The organism is Isoptericola croceus (genome assembly GCF_029382255.1).
Classification (GTDB): Bacteria; Actinomycetota; Actinomycetes; order Actinomycetales; family Cellulomonadaceae; genus Isoptericola; species Isoptericola croceus.
Map to the genome: position 1 here is coordinate 455,869 of NZ_JARLLG010000002.1, position 17,190 is coordinate 473,058.

Sequence of the window (17,190 nt, forward strand, 5' to 3'; positions counted from 1 at the left end):
CGGTGGTCCACCGCCGTCTGCTCCAGCTCGCGTGTGCCGTACCAGGAGCGATCCTCGCCCTGGCCGGCGTCGGCATCGTGCTGTCCGCCCTGCACGTCGCGTTCGCGATCACCGCTGGTGCGGTGATCGCGGCGCTGGTGCGCGACGACGCCGCCCCGTCCTCGGCCCTGCCGTCGCTGGCGGTGCTCGTCGCGCTCGCCGCGGCCCGCGGCGTCGTCATCTGGGCGCGTGAGCCGCTCGCGACGCGGGTCGGGGCATCGGTGCGCATCCGGCTGCGACGGCGGCTGCTCGCGCAGCTCGGCGCGGTGCCCGCCGCCGAGCGGGAGGCGGGGCAGGTGGCGGCGACCGTGATCGACGGGGTGGACGGCCTGGACGCCTACTACACGCGCTACCTGCCGCAGCTGGTCGTCGTGCTGGTCGTCCCAGCCGCCGTCGTCGTGCTCGTGACGGCACGCTCGACGGCGGCAGGGGTCGTGCTCGGGGTCGCCGCCGCGGTCGCGGTCGTCGCCCCCCGGGTCTGGGACGCCCGGCTGCTGCGCAACGGGCGCGATCGCTGGGACGTCTTCGCCCGGTTGTCGGCGGGCTTCGTCGAGGCGTTGCAACAGGTTCCGCTGCTCCGGGCCTTCGGCGCCTCCGGCCGGGTGTCCGCGCGGCTCGCCGCGGGTGCCGAGGACCTGCGCCGCTCGACCATGTCCCAGCTCCGGGTCTCGCTCGTCGAGACCGTCGTCAGCGCGCTGGCCATGCACCTGGGAACCGTCCTGGCCGTCGTCGCCGCGCTGTCCGCGGTGCTCACCGGTGACGTCCGCGCGTCGGTGGCGGTGACCGTGCTGCTGCTGGCACGCGAGTGCTTCCGCCCGGTGCAGGACCTGGGCACGACGTGGCACGCCGGGTACCTCGGCCTGACTGCCGTGGACGGGCTGGACCGGCTCCTGTCGCTGCGTCCGGCGGTGACCGAGAACGGGGAGCACCGGGCTCCTGCGGCGTCGGGCTCCGTCGAGCTCGTCGACGTCACCTATCGGTATCCCGGCACGACGACGGGCGTGACGGACATCAGCCTGCAGGTCGCCCCCGGTGAGACGGTGGCCGTCGTGGGCCCCTCCGGATCGGGCAAGAGCACCCTCGCGCGCCTGCTGGAACGGGAGGTCGATCCCGAGCGCGGGCACCTGCGCATCGACGACGTCCCCGTGCGCGACTACACCCCGGAGGCACGCAGCCGCAGCATCGTGGTCGTCCCGCAGGACCCCACGCTCTTCGCCTGGAGCGTCCGGGAGAACCTTCGTCTGTACCGGCCGGGGGCGACCGACGCGCAGATCGAGCAGGCCGCCCGCACCGCCGACGTCCACGACGTGATCAGCTCGCTGCCGGCCGGGTACAGCACGGTGCTGGCGGAGAACGGCGAACAGCTCTCCGGCGGGCAGCGGCAACGGCTCGCCATCGCCCGGGCGCTGCTGTCCCCGGCACCCGTGCTCGTCCTGGACGAGGTCACGTCGGCGCTCGACGCCGACACCGAGCGGCGGGTCATGGACGCCGTCGCCTCGACCACCGCCACACGCACCCTGATCGTCATCGCCCACCGGGAGAGTGCCTGCACCCAGGCGGACCGGTGGATCGCCCTGCGGGGCGGGGCGGTCGTCGCGGCGGGCGACGGTGCGCCGTCGTCGCGCACGATGGTCGCCGGAGGTGCCCGATGAGGGCGGTGCTGCGCCTGCTGCCGGTGGTCGCCACGCACCGCGGCCGGTTCGTCGAGACCGTGGTGTGGAGCGTCGTCGCGCACGTGGCGGTGCTCGCCATCGCACTCGGACTGGCTGCCGTCGTCGGGCGGGTCGTCGCGGGCGAGGCGCCGGCGCTGCTCGCGCCAGCCCTCGCGCTGTGCGCGCTGGGCGTCGTCGCCTCGACGGCGGCGTGGCGCGAGTCGTGGGTCTCCCACGACCTGGCCTACCGGCTCATCGGGCTCCTGCGGGCCCGGGTCTTCGACGCCCTGCGCCGGGCGTTGCCCTCCCGCACCCGGCACCGGCGCACGGGGGAGCTCGTCACCACGACGGTCGCCGACATCGAGACCCTCGAGTGGCTCTACGCGCACACCGCCGCCCAGAGCCTCAGCGCCCTGCTCGTCCTCGCCGTCAGCACCGTCGTGTCCGTCACCCTCGACCCGCTGCTGCTGCTCGTCTGGGTCCCGCTGCTCGTCATCGGGGTCGCCGTACCGCTGGCGACCGCGCGCCGCGCGCGCCGCGACAGCGACGCCCTCGCCGTCGGCGCTGCCACGGTGCGGTCCGAGCTGCTCGACACCGTCCGCGGGCTGCGCGAGCTCACCGGTGCCGGGGCTCTCGGTACGCAGCTCGACCGCCTCACCGAGGACACGCGGGCGCTCGCCCGCACCCAGGTGCGGGAGTCCGCCCGGCTGGGGCTGGAACGCGGCATCGCCGACCTCACCCTCGCCCTCGCCGCGCTCGGGGCGCTCGGGATCGTCCTGCTGGACCGCGAGGCGATCGCCCCGGCCGACATCCCGCTCGCGGTGACCGTGGCCGTCGCCGGGCTCGGTCCGGCCGCGCAGATCGCCGACCTCCTGCGAGGCGCCAGCACCCTGCGCGCCTCCGCGGAACGCATCGGCGACGTGCTCGACATGCCGCCGGCGGTGGACGACAGCACGACGGGGCACGACGGCACCCCCGCAGCCGGCGAGACCGGCCTCGTCCTCGACCGGGTCACCTTCGCCTACGACCCGGCGCGGCCGGTCCTCGATCGGTTCAGCCTGCATGTCCGCCCGGGGGAGGTCGTGGCCCTCGTCGGGCCGTCAGGTGCGGGCAAGACCACGGCGGCACGGCTCGCGCTGCGGCTGTGGGACCCGGACGGCGGGGCCGTCCGGGTCGACGGGACGGACCTGCGCTCGCTGCCCGACGCGGAGCTGCGCGCCCGCGTCGCCGTCGTCCCGCAGTCCTCGCCGCTGCTGCGCGGCACCCTCCGCACCAACATCACGCTCGGTGACCCCGACGCCACCGACGCCATGGTCGACGCCGCCGCTCGTGCGGCGGGGCTGCTGGAGGTCACCACCGGGCTCCCGCAGGGACTCGACACCCTGGTCGGGGAGCACGGCAGCGGGCTCTCAGGCGGCCAGCGCGCTCGCGTGGCGATCGCCCGCGCGCTGCTGCGCGAGCCGCGCGTCCTCGTCCTCGACGAGCCGACCGCTTCTCTCGACCCCGAGGCCGACACCGCCCTCATGGAGCTGCTCGGCCGGGCCGAGGACCGCGCGACCCTCCTGATCGCGCACCGGCCCGCGACGATCGCCGCCGCCGACCGCCAGGTCACCCTGGAACCCGTGCCGGTGCGCTGAGGTCAGCCCGGCGTCGCGCAGGTGGAGAGGCGCGCTGCGATCGTTGCGACGTCATTCGGCTCGCTCGAGGCGATCGCCATGACGAGCTGGTACGCCTCGTCGTGGTCCATGCGCAGCGTGTGGCCGTTGTAGGCGTAGAACAGCCGTACGGCGACCCAGCCGACCTGTCTGTTGCCATCGACGAAGGCGTGGTTCTTGACGACGGAGTCGAGCAGGGCCGCGGCCTTCTGGTGGATTCCGGGGTATGCCTCGGTGCCGAGCACGCTGGCCTGGGGGCGGCCGACAGCCGAGGACAGGAGCCCCGCATCGCGCACGGCGGGTGGTCCACCAGGGACGGCGGCTGCCGCGGCGAGAAGATCGTCCTCGTCGACGTATGTGGTCACGGCGCGTCCGGTCAGGCCAGGCGGTCGAGCAGCGGCTTGTCCTCGGTGACGATCTGGCGGATGAGTTCGTCGCGCAGCGCGGTCCGCTTGTGGACGTACTCGCGCACGGCACGGTTGATCACGGCGTTCTCCGAGATGTTCTCGTCGCGGGCGACCTGCTTCAGCGCCTGCTCGGTCTCCGGCTCGAAGCGGATGGTCCGGGGCATGAGATCCTCCCTCACGCGAGTACTCGGCCTGGGTGGTACTGCCACGGTACTACTGCGTCACCTCCCGGCGGCGTACCCCTGCGCCCCGCGGGAGTTCGCCGCCGCGCCGAGCAGGCCGGTCGCCGGGTCACGCGTCACCGCCGAGAGCCGCCCGAGCGCCCACGGCCCGGCCTCGGTGAGCACGTGGCCGCGTGCCGCCAGCCCGGAGAGCACGTCGGCGCCGAGCCGTGACTCGACCACCGCGCCGCCGGGCACCCAGGTGCGCGGCCAGAACGAGTCCGTCATCGAGGTCGTGTGCAGGGTGGGGGCGTCGATCGCCTGCTGCGGGCTGTACCCGCCCACCAGCACGCGCAGCAGGAACGGCAGCTGCCACTGGTCCTGCTGGTCCCCGCCCGGGGTGCCGCACGCCATGACCGCGGTGCTGCCGCCGTCGTCCCGCGGCTCGAGCACCAGCGTGGGCGAGAGCGTGGTCCTTGGCCTGCGTCCCGGCTCCAGCCGCGACGGCGAGGAATCGTCCAACCAGGTCATCTGGAGCCGTGTCCCGAGGCAGAACCCGAGGCCGGGCACGGTCGGCGAGGACTGCAGCCAGCCGCCCGACGGCGTCGCGCTGATCATGTTGCCCCACCGGTCCACCACGTCGAGGTGGCAGGTGTCGCCGCGCGTGGTCCCGTTCGTCTGGACGGTCGGCTCGCCCGCGCCCGCGGTGCCCACGCCTGAGATGCCCGACGTCGCGGCGTCCGCAGCCGTGCGCAGCGGCGGCGGGGGAGCGGTCCGTCCGGGGACGGCGCCGGGACGGACCTCGTGCGAGGCCCGTGCGCCGATCAGGGCTCGCCGCTCGGCGGCATAGCCGGCGGAGAGCAGGTGCTCGATCGGCACGTCGGTGTCGCCGTACCAGGCGTCGCGGTCGGCGAGGGCAAGCTTGAGGGCCTCGAGGATCGTGTGGGCGCCGAGCTCCGTCGCGGGGTCGAGGTGGTCGTCCTCGAAGCCGTCGAGGAGGCGCAACGCCTGCAGCAGCACGGGCCCCTGGCCCCACGCGCCCGTCTTGACGACCGTGCGCCCGCGGAACTCCGCCGTCGTCGGGTCCTCGTACCTTGCCCGGAAGCGGGCGACGTCCGCGGCGGTCAGGACGCCCGCGTGGTCCCGCCCGTCGGAGTGTCGGTGCGGTGTCGCGACGAACGACTCGACGGCGGTACCGACCGTCTCGCGCCAGGCCGCACGTGCGGCATCGATGCCGGCCGCGCGGTCGGGTGCGGCGTCGGCGGTCGTGGCCAGGTGCTCGAGGAGCGCCGCGTACTGCGGGTCGGTGACCATCTCCCCGGCGCGAGGGACGCGACCGGCGGGCATCCAGCGGGCCGCCGAGGTGGGCCAGTGCTCGGCGAACAGCCCGGCGACCCGCTCGATCGTGGCGACGACGGCGCCGAGGACGGGATGCCCGCCGCGCGCGTAGCCGACGGCGTAGGCCAGGACGTCCCGCAACGGCCAGGTGCCGTGGTCACGCAGCAGCAGGAGCCAGGCGTCGACGGCGCCGGGCACGGCGGCGGCCAGCGCGCCCGCGCCGGGGACCAGGTCGAGCCCCTCGGCATCTCGGTAGTGCGCGATGGTGGCGCCGGACGGCGCGGGCCCCTGACCCGCCAGGACGCGGGGGACGCCGTCGGAGGTCGCGAAGACGCCCGTCATGTCACCGCCGGGGCCGTTGAGGTGCGGCTCGACCACGTGCAGCACGAACGCGGCCGCGGCAGCGGCGTCGAACGCGTTGCCGTCACGCTCCAGGACCGACTGCGCGGCGGCCGTGGCGAGCCAGTGCGTCGTGGCCGCCATCCCGTGGGTGCCGCGCAGGTCGGGCCTGGTCTGGTGCTCGTCGGGCGGGGTGAAGCTCACGGTCGCCGTCCTCGGGTCGCGGTCATCGGGCCGTCCTGGACCTCTATCGCGGGCCGGAGGGGAACGTTCGACCGCGGGTGTGGCCGAGCACGGTGACGGCCAGGGTGATCGCCGCCGCGAGGGCGATGCCCCAGGCCGCGTGCACCTGCAGCAGCAGGGCGCCCGCACAGGCGCCCGCGCCGATCAGGGCGATCGCGGCGGCGCGGCGTCGGACGAGCCGGCCGTGACCACCCACGAGGCGTGAGTCCATCGCGAGCCCGGTGATGGCGCTCGTCACCACCACCGTGGTGATCTCCTTGACCGCCAGGTGCCGGGCCGTGGCCGCCTGCAGCCCCATCGCGCCGGCCAGCGTGCCGGTCACCGCGAGCTGGACGCCGTACGGCATGCCGCCGTCGAACACCGCCAGTGTCATGGCGATCGCGACCAGCAGCGCACTGACGACGCCGAACAGCACCGTGGTGCGTCCGGTCCAGCCGACGTCCTCGGACCGCACCACCAGACCGCCGAGGGCGGCACCGGCGAGGAACGTGGCGAAGGCGAGCACCGGCCCGACGACGGGCAGGTCGTCCGCGCCGGCGAGCGCCATGCCCAGGATGACGACGTTCCCGGTCATGTTCCCGGTGAAGACCCGGTCGAGGCCGAGGAACCCGACGGCGTCGGCGATCCCGGTGGAGAAGGTCATGGCCAGCATGAGGCCGAGGTGAAGACGGTCGCGATGCACGGGGTCACTCTAAGGTGGGGCCCCGTCTGCCGTGACGACGGCCACGAGCCGTCCCTCGAACATCCCCACGCCAAGATGTGGCCGACAGGCACGTTTGGTCACATGGTGATAAAGATCATCGCCAGGACAGGGGTGACGGTACAGAGCCCGGGGGGTCGTGGCCTACTCTCGTGTAAAGAACGTGAATGGCGACTCGCGGTTGGACTGTCGTCGAGACGCGAGCGACGTACCGCTCGGGTACGTCCACGGGCGGCCCGGCGGGAGAGAAAGTGTCCCCGACCCGGGAGAAATGTGCCTGCCATCGAGGCAAGTGGCCTGACAAAGATCTTCGGACGCCGGCCGCAGCGCGGCGTCCGCCTGCTGAAGGAGGGCGCGGACCGCGCCCGGTTACGAAAGGAAGGCCTGACACCGGCTGTCATCGACGCCACGTTCGATGTGGCGCCAGGTGAGATCTTCGTCGTCATGGGCCTGTCCGGATCCGGCAAGTCGACGCTGATCCGGATGGTCAACGGTCTGCTGGAGCCGACCGACGGTGTCATGCGCATCGACGGCCAGGACGTCACGCACCTGTCGGCCGCCGGTCTGCGCGAGGTCCGTCGGACCAAGGTCAGCATGGTGTTCCAGCACTTCGCGCTGTTGCCGCACCGCACCGTCGGCGAGAACGCGGCGTACCCGCTCAAGCTGCGCGGGGTCTCCAAGGCGGAGCGTGAGGCGCGTGCGGAGGAGGCGCTCGCCCTGGTCGGCCTCAAGGGCTGGGGCGGCTCGCTGCCCTCCGAGCTCTCCGGCGGCATGCGTCAGCGTGTCGGCCTCGCCCGTGCTCTGGCCGCCGGTACGGACATCATGCTCATGGACGAGGCGTTCAGCGCCCTGGACCCACTGATCCGCAAGGAGATGCAGGACCAGCTGCTCGAGCTGCAGGCCAAGCTGGACAAGACGATCCTGTTCATCACCCACGACCTCAACGAAGCCATGCGGCTCGGTGACCGGATCGCGATGATGCGCGACGGCCGGATCGTGCAGGTCGGCACCAGCGAGCAGATCCTCAACGAGCCGGCCACCGACTACGTGGCGCAGTTCGTCGCGGACGTGGACCGCACCAGAGTCCTCACGGCGGGTGCCGTCATGGAGCGACCGGTGGCCGTCGTCGGCTCCGAGTCGGGCCCGAAGGCCGCTCACAAGCTCATGCGGGAGCACCAGGTCTCGTCGCTGCTGGTCACCGGCCGCGACCGCCGGGTCACCGGCATCGTCTGGGAGCACGACGTCGCTGACGCGGTCCGTCAGGGCAGCGACAGGTTGCCGGTCAGCGACGAGACCGTGGCACGGGTGGATCCGGACACGCCGCTGGCCGAGCTGTTCCAGTACGCGGCAGCCAGCAAGGCGCCGCTGGCCGTGGTCGGCGAGCAGGGTCGCCTCGAGGGCGTCATCCCGCGGGTGACGCTGCTGAGCGCGCTGTCCGTGCCCAGCACGGACAGCGCGCTCAGCCCGGCCGACGGCGAGGCCGACGGCCCGGCCGACGGTGAGCCCGTCCTCGACCCCGCAGGAGCGAAGTGATGACCCCGATGCCTCTCGTCATTCCGAACGTGCCCGTCGGCGACGTCGCCGCGGACGGTGTCGCCTGGATCAAGCTCAACTTCGACTCGCTGCTCGACGGCATCAGCGCCATGCTGGTGACCCTCGTCGACTCCATCTCCGACCTGCTGCTGCTCCCGCCGCCGCTGATGGTCGTCGCACTGTTCACCCTGCTCGCGCTCCTGGTGCGCTCCTGGGGGTTCGCGGTGTTCAGCCTGGTCGGCACGCTCCTCATCGTGAGCATGGGGATGTGGGAGCCGGCGATGGAGACGCTCGCGCTGGTGCTCATCGCCACGCTCATCGCGCTCCTGATAGCGATTCCGGTGGGGATCCTCGCGGCACGCAGCGACACGGTGAGCGCAGTCGTGCGACCGATCCTCGACTTCATGCAGACGATGCCGGCGTTCGTCTACCTGGTGCCCGTGGTCATCTTCTTCGGCATCGGCGTGGCGCCCGGCGTCTGCGCCACGATCATCTTCGCGCTGCCACCGGGGGTCCGGCTCACCGAGCTCGCCATCCGGCAGGTCGACTCCGAGACCGTCGAGGCCGGCGAGGCCTTCGGGGGTACCGGGTGGCAGATCCTGCGGGGCATCCAGCTCCCGCTGGGATTGCCGACCATCATGGCCGGCGTCAACCAGGTGATCATGCTGGCCCTCTCGATGGCGGTCGTCGCGGGACTTGTCGGCGCCGGTGGTCTCGGCCAGGTGGTCGTGAGCTCGATCTCCACGGTCAACGTCGCGCTCGGCTTCGAGGGTGGCCTGGCCGTGGTCATCCTGGCCATCTACCTGGACCGCGTCACCAGTGCCATCGGGCAGCCCACCGGCCGGTCGTTGGTCGCCGTCCTCCGCAGCCGGCGTGACGCCGGCAGGGCCGCGATGGCCTCGATCTGACCGAGACCTGAGGCCCGGCACCCCTTCGACGACGTACCCGGGCGTGACATCGCTCTCCGGGACCCACACCCGACACCATCCGCTCGATACGGAAGGACCTCATCACATGAGCACCCACCGCAAGAATCTCCGCCGCCGCCAGGGCGTCGCGCTCGTCTCTGCCGCCACGCTCGGCCTGACACTGGCCGCCTGCGGCTCGGACGACGGCACCGGCACCACGACGGGTGGCGACGAGACCGCCGAGGGCGGCGGCACCATCACCCTCGGCTACATCCCCTCCTGGACCGACGGGCTGAGCACCGCCTACCTGCTGGACCACGTCCTGACGGAGGCCGGCTACACCGTCGACCACGAGCAGCTCAACGAAGCCGGCATCCTCTACACCGCGCTGGCCCAGGGCGACGTCGACATGTACCCGTCGGCCTGGCCCGACGTGACCCACGCCGAGTACATGAAGACGTACGGCGGCCAGATCGAGGACCTCGGCACCTACTACGACAACGCGAAGCTGACGTTCGCGGTGCCGGAGTACACCGACATCGACTCGATCGCCGAGCTCGCCGACAACGCCGAGATGTTCGACAGCACCATCGTGGGCATCGAGCCGGGCGCGGGTCTGACGGCCGTCACGAAGGACAGCGTCATCCCGGCCTACGGCCTGGACGAGGCCGGCTACACGCTGCAGGAGTCCTCCACCACGGCCATGCTCACGGAGCTGGGCCAGGCGACGGAGAACGAGGAGGACATCGTCGTCACGCTGTGGCAGCCGTTCTGGGCGAACGCCGCCTACCCGGTCAAGACCCTCGAGGACCCGGAGGGTGCGCTCGGTGAGGCCGAGGGCCTGCACTTCCTCGGCACCGAGGGCTTCGCCGAGGAGCACCCGGAGGTCGCCGACTGGATCGCCCAGGTCAAGCTGGACGACGCGCAGTACGGCGCGCTGGAGGACTCCGTGGTGAACGAGCACGAGGGCGACCCGGCTGCGGGCGTCGAGGCGTGGCTCGAGGCGAACCCGGACGTCCTTCCGCCGTTCGAGGGCTGAGCCCGACGGTTCGACGATCCCCACGATGCCCGTCCCGGTCTCTGCCGGGGCGGGCATCGTGACGAAAGCGTGACCTGAAGCAGGTTTTTTTCACACCTGATGTCCGACATGCTGGATCTGCCGGGCTCTACTGCATCTCCGGAGCACGGCACGCCTCGAGGACGGGCAACCGGCCAGTCCGCGGACAGCAAAGGTACCCGTGCGCGACCTGGTGAGACCACAGCCCTGGACCCGTCGACACGCCGTGGTGGGGCTGGTGACGGCGCTCACCCTGGTCGCGACGACGCTCTCGAGCGCCGTGCCGGGGCAGACAGCCCGCGCGGCCGCCACCGAGCATGTCACCGGGCAGGTCGTGAGCTCGGACGGTGGTCGCCGCAGCCTCGACGGAGCCGTCGGGGCGAGCGTCTCCACCGCCGAGAAGTTCACCGCGACGCCCAGGCCCCGGATCGCGGGCCTGGCCAACGGCCGTGCGCGGATCGGGACGACGCTCACGGCGCGGCACCAGCCCGGACAGTGGTCGCCGAGACCGACCACCGTGAGCTACCAGTGGCGTGCGGACGGCAAGGCCATCGCGGGCGCCACACGGGCGACCTTCACGCCGCGCGCCCGGCACCACGGCCAGCGGATCTCCGTACGGGTCGCGGTCTCCCGGCCCGGGTACGAGACCGTGCGGGTGACGAGCAGGACGGCCATGGCGTCCAGGTCGTACACCAGGGCGCCGCGCCCGAAGATCACCGGGACGGCACGGGTCGGTCAGACGCTCACGGCACGCCCGGGCGAGTGGCGTGCTTCCCCGCGCACGTTCGCCTACCAGTGGAAGCGCGACGGCAAGCCGATCACGAAGGCGACGTCGCGCAGCTATCAGCTGAAGAAGGCTGACCATGGCAAGCACATCACGGTGACGGTCACGGCGAAGCGCAAGGCCTATGTCCTGACGCACCGGACGAGCGCGGCCACGGCGACGGTGCGGTGGCCTGTTGGCATCAAGCACAAGCCCCGCATCACCTCTCGGCCGAAGGGCGCCACGGTCGCCCCGGGCAGGACGGTGACGTTCGCGGCGTCCGCCACCGGCGGCAAGCTGAGGTACCAGTGGCAGCGCCGCACCGCGACGGGCACCTGGAAGAACATGCCGGGCAAGACGTCGCGGTCCGTCACGGTGAAGGCGACCTCGAAGCGGACGCTGTGGGACTACCGGGTGCGGGTGAAGAACCGTGCGGGCACCACGTTCAGCCGGCCTGCGCTCCTGGTCGTGAACTCGACGAAGACGGACCCGTTCCGGCCCGGGCAGTGGTACGCCGGGAACACGCTCACTCAGAGGGTGTCCAAGTCCTGGAACGTCCGGAGAGGCATGCCGGACGACCCGGACTGGAAGTGGTCATACACCGCGGCGACGTTGACGGCGTGCTCACCGCCCGGCGAACCGAGGCCGACTCTCCGGAGGCTGGACATCCGGTACACGTGGCGGGGGCCCGAACCTGTGTGGAGCGAACAGATGCAGTGGGCCGAGCTCCAGTGGCGCGACGACCAGTGTGCGGCGTGGACGATCTACGCGGGCGCGGGTCCCCGCCGGGCGCCCGGCGGCATGTGGCAGATCAGGGACAAGTACAAGACCGACCGGTACGGGAAGTCGACCCAGTTCGTCCGGGGCATCCCCTGACCCGCGAGCCGATCAACCCCGGGACCAGGCGCCGGCCAACGCCCGCGGGCGGGCCGTCTGGCGCTCGACCGCCACGCCGGCCGTCTCCTCGGTAGGGGCGGTCACCGGCGCCGGATCGGTCGCCGGCGCCGGGTCGGGCCGGGGCGTGGGCGAGGAGCCCTGCGTGGCCGAGGTGCCGCCGTCGGACCGCGTCGCGACGTCGGACCGGCTCAGCGCCCGCGTGACCGCCCGGCGCAGGGGGGTGGAGAACACGCGCTCCGCGCCGTAGTGGATCGCCAGCGCGACCAGCAGGGACGCGCCGGTTGCGGCGGCCAGGGTGACCCACACGCCGGCACCGGCCGTGCTGAACACCTCGGTGACGGCCCACCCGAACTGGGTGTGCACCAGGTACAGCGGGTAGGTCAGGGCCCCTCCGAGCGTGCACGCGGCGGCGAGCCGGCGGCTGCGCACGACGGCCCGCGGGTGCATCGAGAACCACACGGCGACGATGATGACGAGCAGGACCGCCACGGCCACGCGGCCGTCGACCGGGTTCCCCTGGAGCTCCGCGGCGCGGTCGGCGGCCTGGAGCACCTCGTGCACGCTGAGCGCGAGCAGGATCCCGGCGGCGCCCAGGACGACGGCAGTGCTGCGGCGGTCCTGCGAGTCCGGCACCTGTCCCGCCCGCCGCTGGGTGACGTCCTGGTAGAGGAGGAACATCAGCATCCCGAGCCCGATGTAGGGGGAGTGGCGCACCACGAAGTGCTCGGCGAGCTCGGGGTAGCCCAGGCCGCGCACGACGAACCCGACGGCGGGCCAGGCGAGTGCGAGGGTCACGACGCGACCACGGGTCAGGGGACCCAGCAGGAGCAGCAGGGCGACCAGGAGGTAGAACTTCAGCTCGACGAGCAGCGTCCAGTAGACGACCTGAGAGCTCGTGACGCCGAAGACGTCGGGGGTGAGCGTGAGGTTGACCAGGGTCTCGCCGAGGGTGAGCTGGCGTCCGCCGCTCCAGGCGGCCTGCAGGACGGCTGTGACGAGCACACAGGCCCAGAAGGCCGGGACGAGACGGCCGGTGCGCGAGCCGGTGTACTGCGCGAGCGTGCGTCCCTGGCTGCTCCACAGGATCGCGAACCCGCTGATGATGAAGAAGGCCTCGACGGCGAGCCAGCCGTAGCTCACCACGTTCTCCAGGGCAGCGAATTCGCTGGTCGGAGCGTCTCCCCAGTACCGGTCGGCGGTCGGGGAGGCCGTGAAGTGATAGAGCACGACGGCCATCGCTGCGGCGAAGCGCAGCGCGTCCAGCAGGTGCATGCGCTGTGCCGTCTGCGTCGTCTGCGTCGTCTGGGGTGTCGAAGTCATCGCTCCGACCCTAGATCACGAATCGATAACTATCTAGCTCGGAGCAATCATAGGGGTCGAAGCGGGTGAAATCCGACCAACCGGGTGACGCCTTCCGTTGCCGTGCCATACCATCCCTTCACACCCACCCGGCGCTGTGACCTGCGAGGACGCTGCGTCCGGGGTGCGACGTCGGAGTCGCGGCCAGGGTGTTCGTCGATCGGCAGGCAGGCGCTCCTGCCTGCCAGAGCCGGAGCAGCTGTGAAACCGTCCCCCTCAGCCCACGCGCGCCTGCGAACGGTCGCGCTGATCGCCGCACTCTCGCTCGGCATCGCGCCGACCGTCGCCGTACCAGCGGTTGCCGCCGCACCGGCAGCCGCCGCGGCGGCGTCTGCTGCCACGTCCGTGACGACGTCGGCCGTCTCCACCCATGGAATGGTGACGGCGCCGGTGAGCACGCTGCGCAGCGCCAAGCCGACCATCACCGGGGCCGGCCGGGTCGGCAACCGGCTGACCGCCAAGCCAGGGAAGTGGGCCACCGGGACCACGTTCTCGTACACCTGGAGGGTCGGTGGCAAGAAGGTCGCCTCCGGCAAGACGTTCACGCCGAAGAAGAAGCACCTCGGCAAGAAGGTCACGGTCGTCGTCAAGGGCAAGAAGTCGGGCACCACGGTCACCCGCCAGAGCGCCGCGAAGAAGGTGTCGAAGGGTGTCTTCACCGCCCCGAAGCCCAAGATCACCGGGACCGCGAAGGTGGGCGGCACGCTGACCGCCAAGCCCGGCGGCTGGAAGCCGAAGCCCGCGAAGCTGCGCTACCAGTGGATGGCGAACGGCAAGGCGATCAAGGGTGCGACGAGCAAGAAGTACAAGATCAAGGCCGCCCAGCAGGGCAAACGCATCACGGTGCGGGTCAAGGGCACGCGCAGCGGGTACAAGAACCGCACCCGGGTGAGCGCCGCGACAGCCAAGGTCGTCAGAAAGCCGCGCATCACGACGCAGCCGACGTCGGTGGCGGTTGATGCCGGGAAGACCGCGAAGATGACGGTCTCCGCCACCGGTGGTGGCCTGAAGTACCAGTGGCAGCGACGTCCGCTCGAAGGGGGCACGTGGAAGAACCTGTCCGGGAAGACCTCCAGGACGCTCAGCTTCAAGGCCAAGGCCAAGGACACGTTGAGCGAGTACCGCGTCGTCGTGAAGAACGCCGCCGGCACGGTCCGGAGCAAGCCGGCACTGCTGTTCGTCGACTCGACGCAGGCGCATCCGTACCCGGCTGACACCATCTATCTGGGCAACTACTGGATGCAGGTGGTGGGCGAGACGGCTCTGTGGCGCAACGGCGCACAGTCCGAGGTCTACGCCTACCTGGTGGCGTGCCCCGTCTCGGACGGTGTCACGAACGGCCCCTACTGGGACCTCTACACCTCCTACAAGGGCGGCTCGAACAACCGCTGGTACCCAGGGACGGAGTGGGACGACGGCGTCGACGAGGACGGCTGCGGGATCATCGACATCAGCGCGACGTTGCCGGAGGCGCAGGCCAAGGGTGGCATCTGGTCCGTCACCGACCACAGCGGGTCGGGCGAGTACGCACCCATGACTCAGTACATCGCCGGATACAAGTAGCACGCCGGCGACAACCCCCGGGTAGCAGCGCTGCTCCACCGTGCGGCCGGCCGTCCGATCCTGGGCGGCCGGCCGCCGTCGATGAACCCGGCTCGACCGGTGGCGGGTGAAGAACGGCAGCACCGGCTCGTTGGCCGGGCGCGGTCCGCCGTCGTGCCCCTACGATCGAGCGCTCCCACCACCCCGGCCGCCCGGCCCGTCGAGAGAGACCACCCCTATGCGCACGTTCCTCGCTTCGATCGCTGTCGGTGCGCTGCTCGCCACCGGCTCGGCGGTGGCCGCCACCTCCACGGCCACGGCCGCCCCCGGCCCTGCCTCCGTCCAGACGGGCGTCGCCACCGCGAAGACGCCCGCCAAGGTCACCGTCAAGAAGATCATGACGAAGACCGCCCCGTACGGCGGCAAGGCGAAGATCAAGCCACGCGTCACCACGACCGGCACGGTGACGGTGAAGTCCAAGACGCTCACGGTCAAGAAGTCCGGGAAGACCATCGCGAAGAACAAGAAGAAGGTCTCGCTGAAGCCGGGCACGTACCGGGTGACCACGAAGGTCACGTTCCAGCGCTACACCGTGAGGTCCACCGCCCAGGGCACCACGAGGGTCCACGGCCCGAAGAAGACGAAGAAGCTGACGCAGAAGCTCGTGGTCAAGCAGGGCAAGAAGCCCTCGCGCACGGCCCCGGTCAGCAAGTGGAACTGCCCGAGCTGGGCGCCCATCAAGGGCAACCAGTCCGGTATCTACCACCTGCCGGGCGGTACGTACTACAGCCGCACCACGCCCGAGGAGTGCTTCACCACGGCAGCCGCCGCTCGCAACGCCGGCTACAGGGCGTCGAAGAACGGCTGACCGCCGGGCAGCCACCTCGGAGGTCGACCCGCGGCGGGCCTCACCTACTACCCTGGGAAGTGCGCGCCCTTCGCGGCGTGCCCACTGCGCCGACGGGAGCCCCCAGCGCGCGACAGCACCGACGACGTCCCAGGAGGGCACCCATGACCGACACCGCTGAGGCCACCGCCCGGCCGACTCCCGGCTTCGACGAGGCCCCGGGCCGCTACAAGGTCCGCTCCCTCGCGCTGGCCGAGGCCGGCCGGCACCAGATCCGTCTCGCCGAGCACGAGATGCCGGGCCTGATGGCCCTGCGCGCCGAGTTCGGGGACGCCCAGCCGCTGGCCGGTGCGCGCATCGCCGGCTCGCTGCACATGACCGTCCAGACTGCCGTCCTCATCGAGACCCTCACCGCGCTGGGCGCCGAGGTCCGGTGGGCGAGCTGCAACATCTTCAGCACGCAGGACGAGGCTGCCGCCGCCGTCGTCGTCGGCACCGACGGGACCCCCGACGACCCGCGCGGCGTCCCCGTCTTCGCCTGGAAGGGCGAGTCGCTCGAGGAGTACTGGGACTGCACCGAGCAGATCCTCGTCTGGCCCGCAGGTGAGGGACCCAACCTGATCCTGGACGACGGCGGCGACGCGACGATGCTCGTCCACCTCGGTCTGCAGTACGAGCGTGCCGGCGTCGTGCCGCCGGACACCCTGCCCGGGGAGCCCGACCACACGCACGAGATGAACGTGGTCCGCAAGGTGCTGCGGCGAGCCCTGGAGGCCGACCCGCTGCGCTGGACCGCCATCGCCCAGCAGATCGGCGGCGTCACCGAGGAGACCACCACCGGGGTGCACCGCCTGTACCACCTGGCGGAGTCCGGTGAGCTGCTCTTCCCGGCGATCAACGTCAACGACTCGGTCACCAAGTCGAAGTTCGACAACAAGTACGGCATCCGCCACTCGCTGCCGGACGGCATCAACCGAGCCACCGACATCCTCATCGGGGGCAAGGTCGCGTTCGTGGCGGGCTACGGCGACGTCGGCAAGGGCGCAGCCGAGGCTTTCCGCGGCCAGGGCGCACGCGTCATCGTCTCCGAGGTCGACCCGATCTGTGCCCTGCAGGCCGCGATGGACGGCTTCCAGGTCGCGCGGCTCGAGGACGTCGTCGGCGAGGCCGACTTCTTCATCACCACCACCGGCAACTTCGGCGTCATCACCGCGGCGCACATGCTCGCGATGAAGGACAAGGCCGTGGTCGGCAACATCGGCCACTTCGACAACGAGATCGACATGGCCGGCCTGGCCGACGTGCCCGGCGTGATCAAGACCGAGATCAAGCCGCAGGTCCACGAGTGGACCCTCCCCGCCGGCAGCGGGCCCGCCGCCGCGGACGGTACCGAGCGCGCCGAGCGATCGATCATCGTGCTGAGCGAGGGCCGGTTGCTCAACCTCGGCAACGCCACGGGCCACCCGTCGTTCGTCATGTCCAACTCGTTCGCGAACCAGGTCATCGGTCAGCTCGAGCTGTTCGCCGACATGGCCCGCCCGGCCGACGAGCGGCAGTACGAGCGGCAGGTGTACCGCCTGCCGAAGGTTCTGGACGAGAAGGTCGCGCGGCTGCACCTCGACGCGCTCGGCGTGCGCCTGACCGAGCTGAGCCAGCAGCAGGCGGACTACCTCGGCGTGCCGGTCGAGGGGCCGTACAAGCCCGAGCACTACCGCTACTGACCCGTGGCGCCGTCGGGCACGGGGGACGA

General features: G+C 71.6%; 14 protein-coding genes. 9 read left to right on the top strand and 5 right to left on the bottom strand.

From position 1 onward, the window contains the following. The first annotated feature begins 2 nt into the window (after positions 1 to 2). On the top strand, positions 3 to 1,691 hold the full coding sequence (locus tag PZC42_RS07950) for an ABC transporter ATP-binding protein/permease (RefSeq protein WP_277209769.1): 1,689 nt from the start codon (positions 3 to 5) through the stop codon (positions 1,689 to 1,691). Beyond that, positions 1,688 to 3,328, top strand: coding sequence for an ABC transporter ATP-binding protein (locus PZC42_RS07955; protein WP_277209771.1), 1,641 nt, complete (start codon positions 1,688 to 1,690; stop codon positions 3,326 to 3,328). Before PZC42_RS07950 ends, PZC42_RS07955 begins: the two co-directional genes overlap by 4 nt. A gap of 2 nt (positions 3,329 to 3,330) precedes the next feature. On the opposite strand, the gene PZC42_RS07960 is transcribed toward PZC42_RS07955, so the two are convergent. From PZC42_RS07960 to PZC42_RS07975, 4 genes are read right to left on the bottom strand one after another with little or no spacing between them, the layout of a single operon-like run. Beyond that, a complete protein-coding gene (locus PZC42_RS07960; protein WP_277209773.1) occupies positions 3,331 to 3,711 on the bottom strand; it encodes a type II toxin-antitoxin system death-on-curing family toxin in 381 nt (126 codons plus the stop codon). 11 nt (positions 3,712 to 3,722) lie between these two features. Further along, the gene (locus PZC42_RS07965) at positions 3,723 to 3,917 is read right to left on the bottom strand and encodes a hypothetical protein (protein ID WP_277209775.1); all 195 of its coding nucleotides are present in this window, start codon (positions 3,915 to 3,917) and stop codon (positions 3,723 to 3,725) included. Positions 3,918 to 3,974: 57 nt separating this feature from the next. Beyond that, positions 3,975 to 5,795 (bottom strand): gamma-glutamyltransferase family protein, encoded by a 1,821-nt coding sequence (locus PZC42_RS07970; RefSeq protein ID WP_277209777.1) that lies wholly within the window; start codon positions 5,793 to 5,795, stop codon positions 3,975 to 3,977. Between the two features lie 43 nt (positions 5,796 to 5,838). Further along, positions 5,839 to 6,516 (bottom strand): YoaK family protein, encoded by a 678-nt coding sequence (locus PZC42_RS07975; protein ID WP_277209779.1) that lies wholly within the window; start codon positions 6,514 to 6,516, stop codon positions 5,839 to 5,841. Positions 6,517 to 6,807: 291 nt separating this feature from the next. On the opposite strand from PZC42_RS07975, the gene PZC42_RS07980 reads away from it, so the two are divergent. From PZC42_RS07980 to PZC42_RS07995, 4 genes are all read left to right on the top strand, one after another. Further along, on the top strand, positions 6,808 to 8,067 hold the full coding sequence (locus PZC42_RS07980; protein WP_277209781.1) for a quaternary amine ABC transporter ATP-binding protein: 1,260 nt from the start codon (positions 6,808 to 6,810) through the stop codon (positions 8,065 to 8,067). After that, entirely contained in the window at positions 8,067 to 8,975 is a 909-nt protein-coding gene (locus PZC42_RS07985) for an ABC transporter permease (RefSeq protein ID WP_277209783.1), read from the top strand. The genes PZC42_RS07980 and PZC42_RS07985 overlap by 1 nt, the downstream gene beginning before the upstream one ends. Before the next feature lie 106 nt (positions 8,976 to 9,081). Next, complete coding sequence (locus tag PZC42_RS07990) at positions 9,082 to 10,014, top strand: glycine betaine ABC transporter substrate-binding protein (protein ID WP_277209786.1); 933 nt, start codon at positions 9,082 to 9,084, stop codon at positions 10,012 to 10,014. Between the two features lie 256 nt (positions 10,015 to 10,270). Next, complete coding sequence (locus tag PZC42_RS07995; RefSeq protein WP_277209787.1) at positions 10,271 to 11,671, top strand: hypothetical protein; 1,401 nt, start codon at positions 10,271 to 10,273, stop codon at positions 11,669 to 11,671. Positions 11,672 to 11,683: 12 nt separating this feature from the next. Here the strand turns inward: PZC42_RS07995 and PZC42_RS08000 are convergent, their stop codons facing one another. After that, complete coding sequence (locus PZC42_RS08000; RefSeq protein ID WP_277209789.1) at positions 11,684 to 13,012, bottom strand: acyltransferase family protein; 1,329 nt, start codon at positions 13,010 to 13,012, stop codon at positions 11,684 to 11,686. Between the two features lie 240 nt (positions 13,013 to 13,252). Here PZC42_RS08000 and PZC42_RS08005 point away from each other — a divergent pair, with 240 nt between their 5' ends. The 3 genes from PZC42_RS08005 to ahcY all read left to right on the top strand — a co-directional run bounded on the left by PZC42_RS08005 (position 13,253) and on the right by ahcY (position 17,161). Then, positions 13,253 to 14,614: a hypothetical protein gene (locus tag PZC42_RS08005; protein ID WP_277209791.1), complete on the top strand. Its 1,362-nt coding sequence runs from the start codon at positions 13,253 to 13,255 to the stop codon at positions 14,612 to 14,614. 217 nt (positions 14,615 to 14,831) lie between these two features. Further along, the gene (locus tag PZC42_RS08010) at positions 14,832 to 15,461 is read left to right on the top strand and encodes a sunset domain-containing protein (protein ID WP_277209793.1); all 630 of its coding nucleotides are present in this window, start codon (positions 14,832 to 14,834) and stop codon (positions 15,459 to 15,461) included. 143 nt (positions 15,462 to 15,604) lie between these two features. Continuing rightward, positions 15,605 to 17,161: an adenosylhomocysteinase gene (gene ahcY / locus PZC42_RS08015; protein WP_277209795.1), complete on the top strand. Its 1,557-nt coding sequence runs from the start codon at positions 15,605 to 15,607 to the stop codon at positions 17,159 to 17,161. The last annotated feature ends 29 nt before the right edge of the window (positions 17,162 to 17,190 follow it).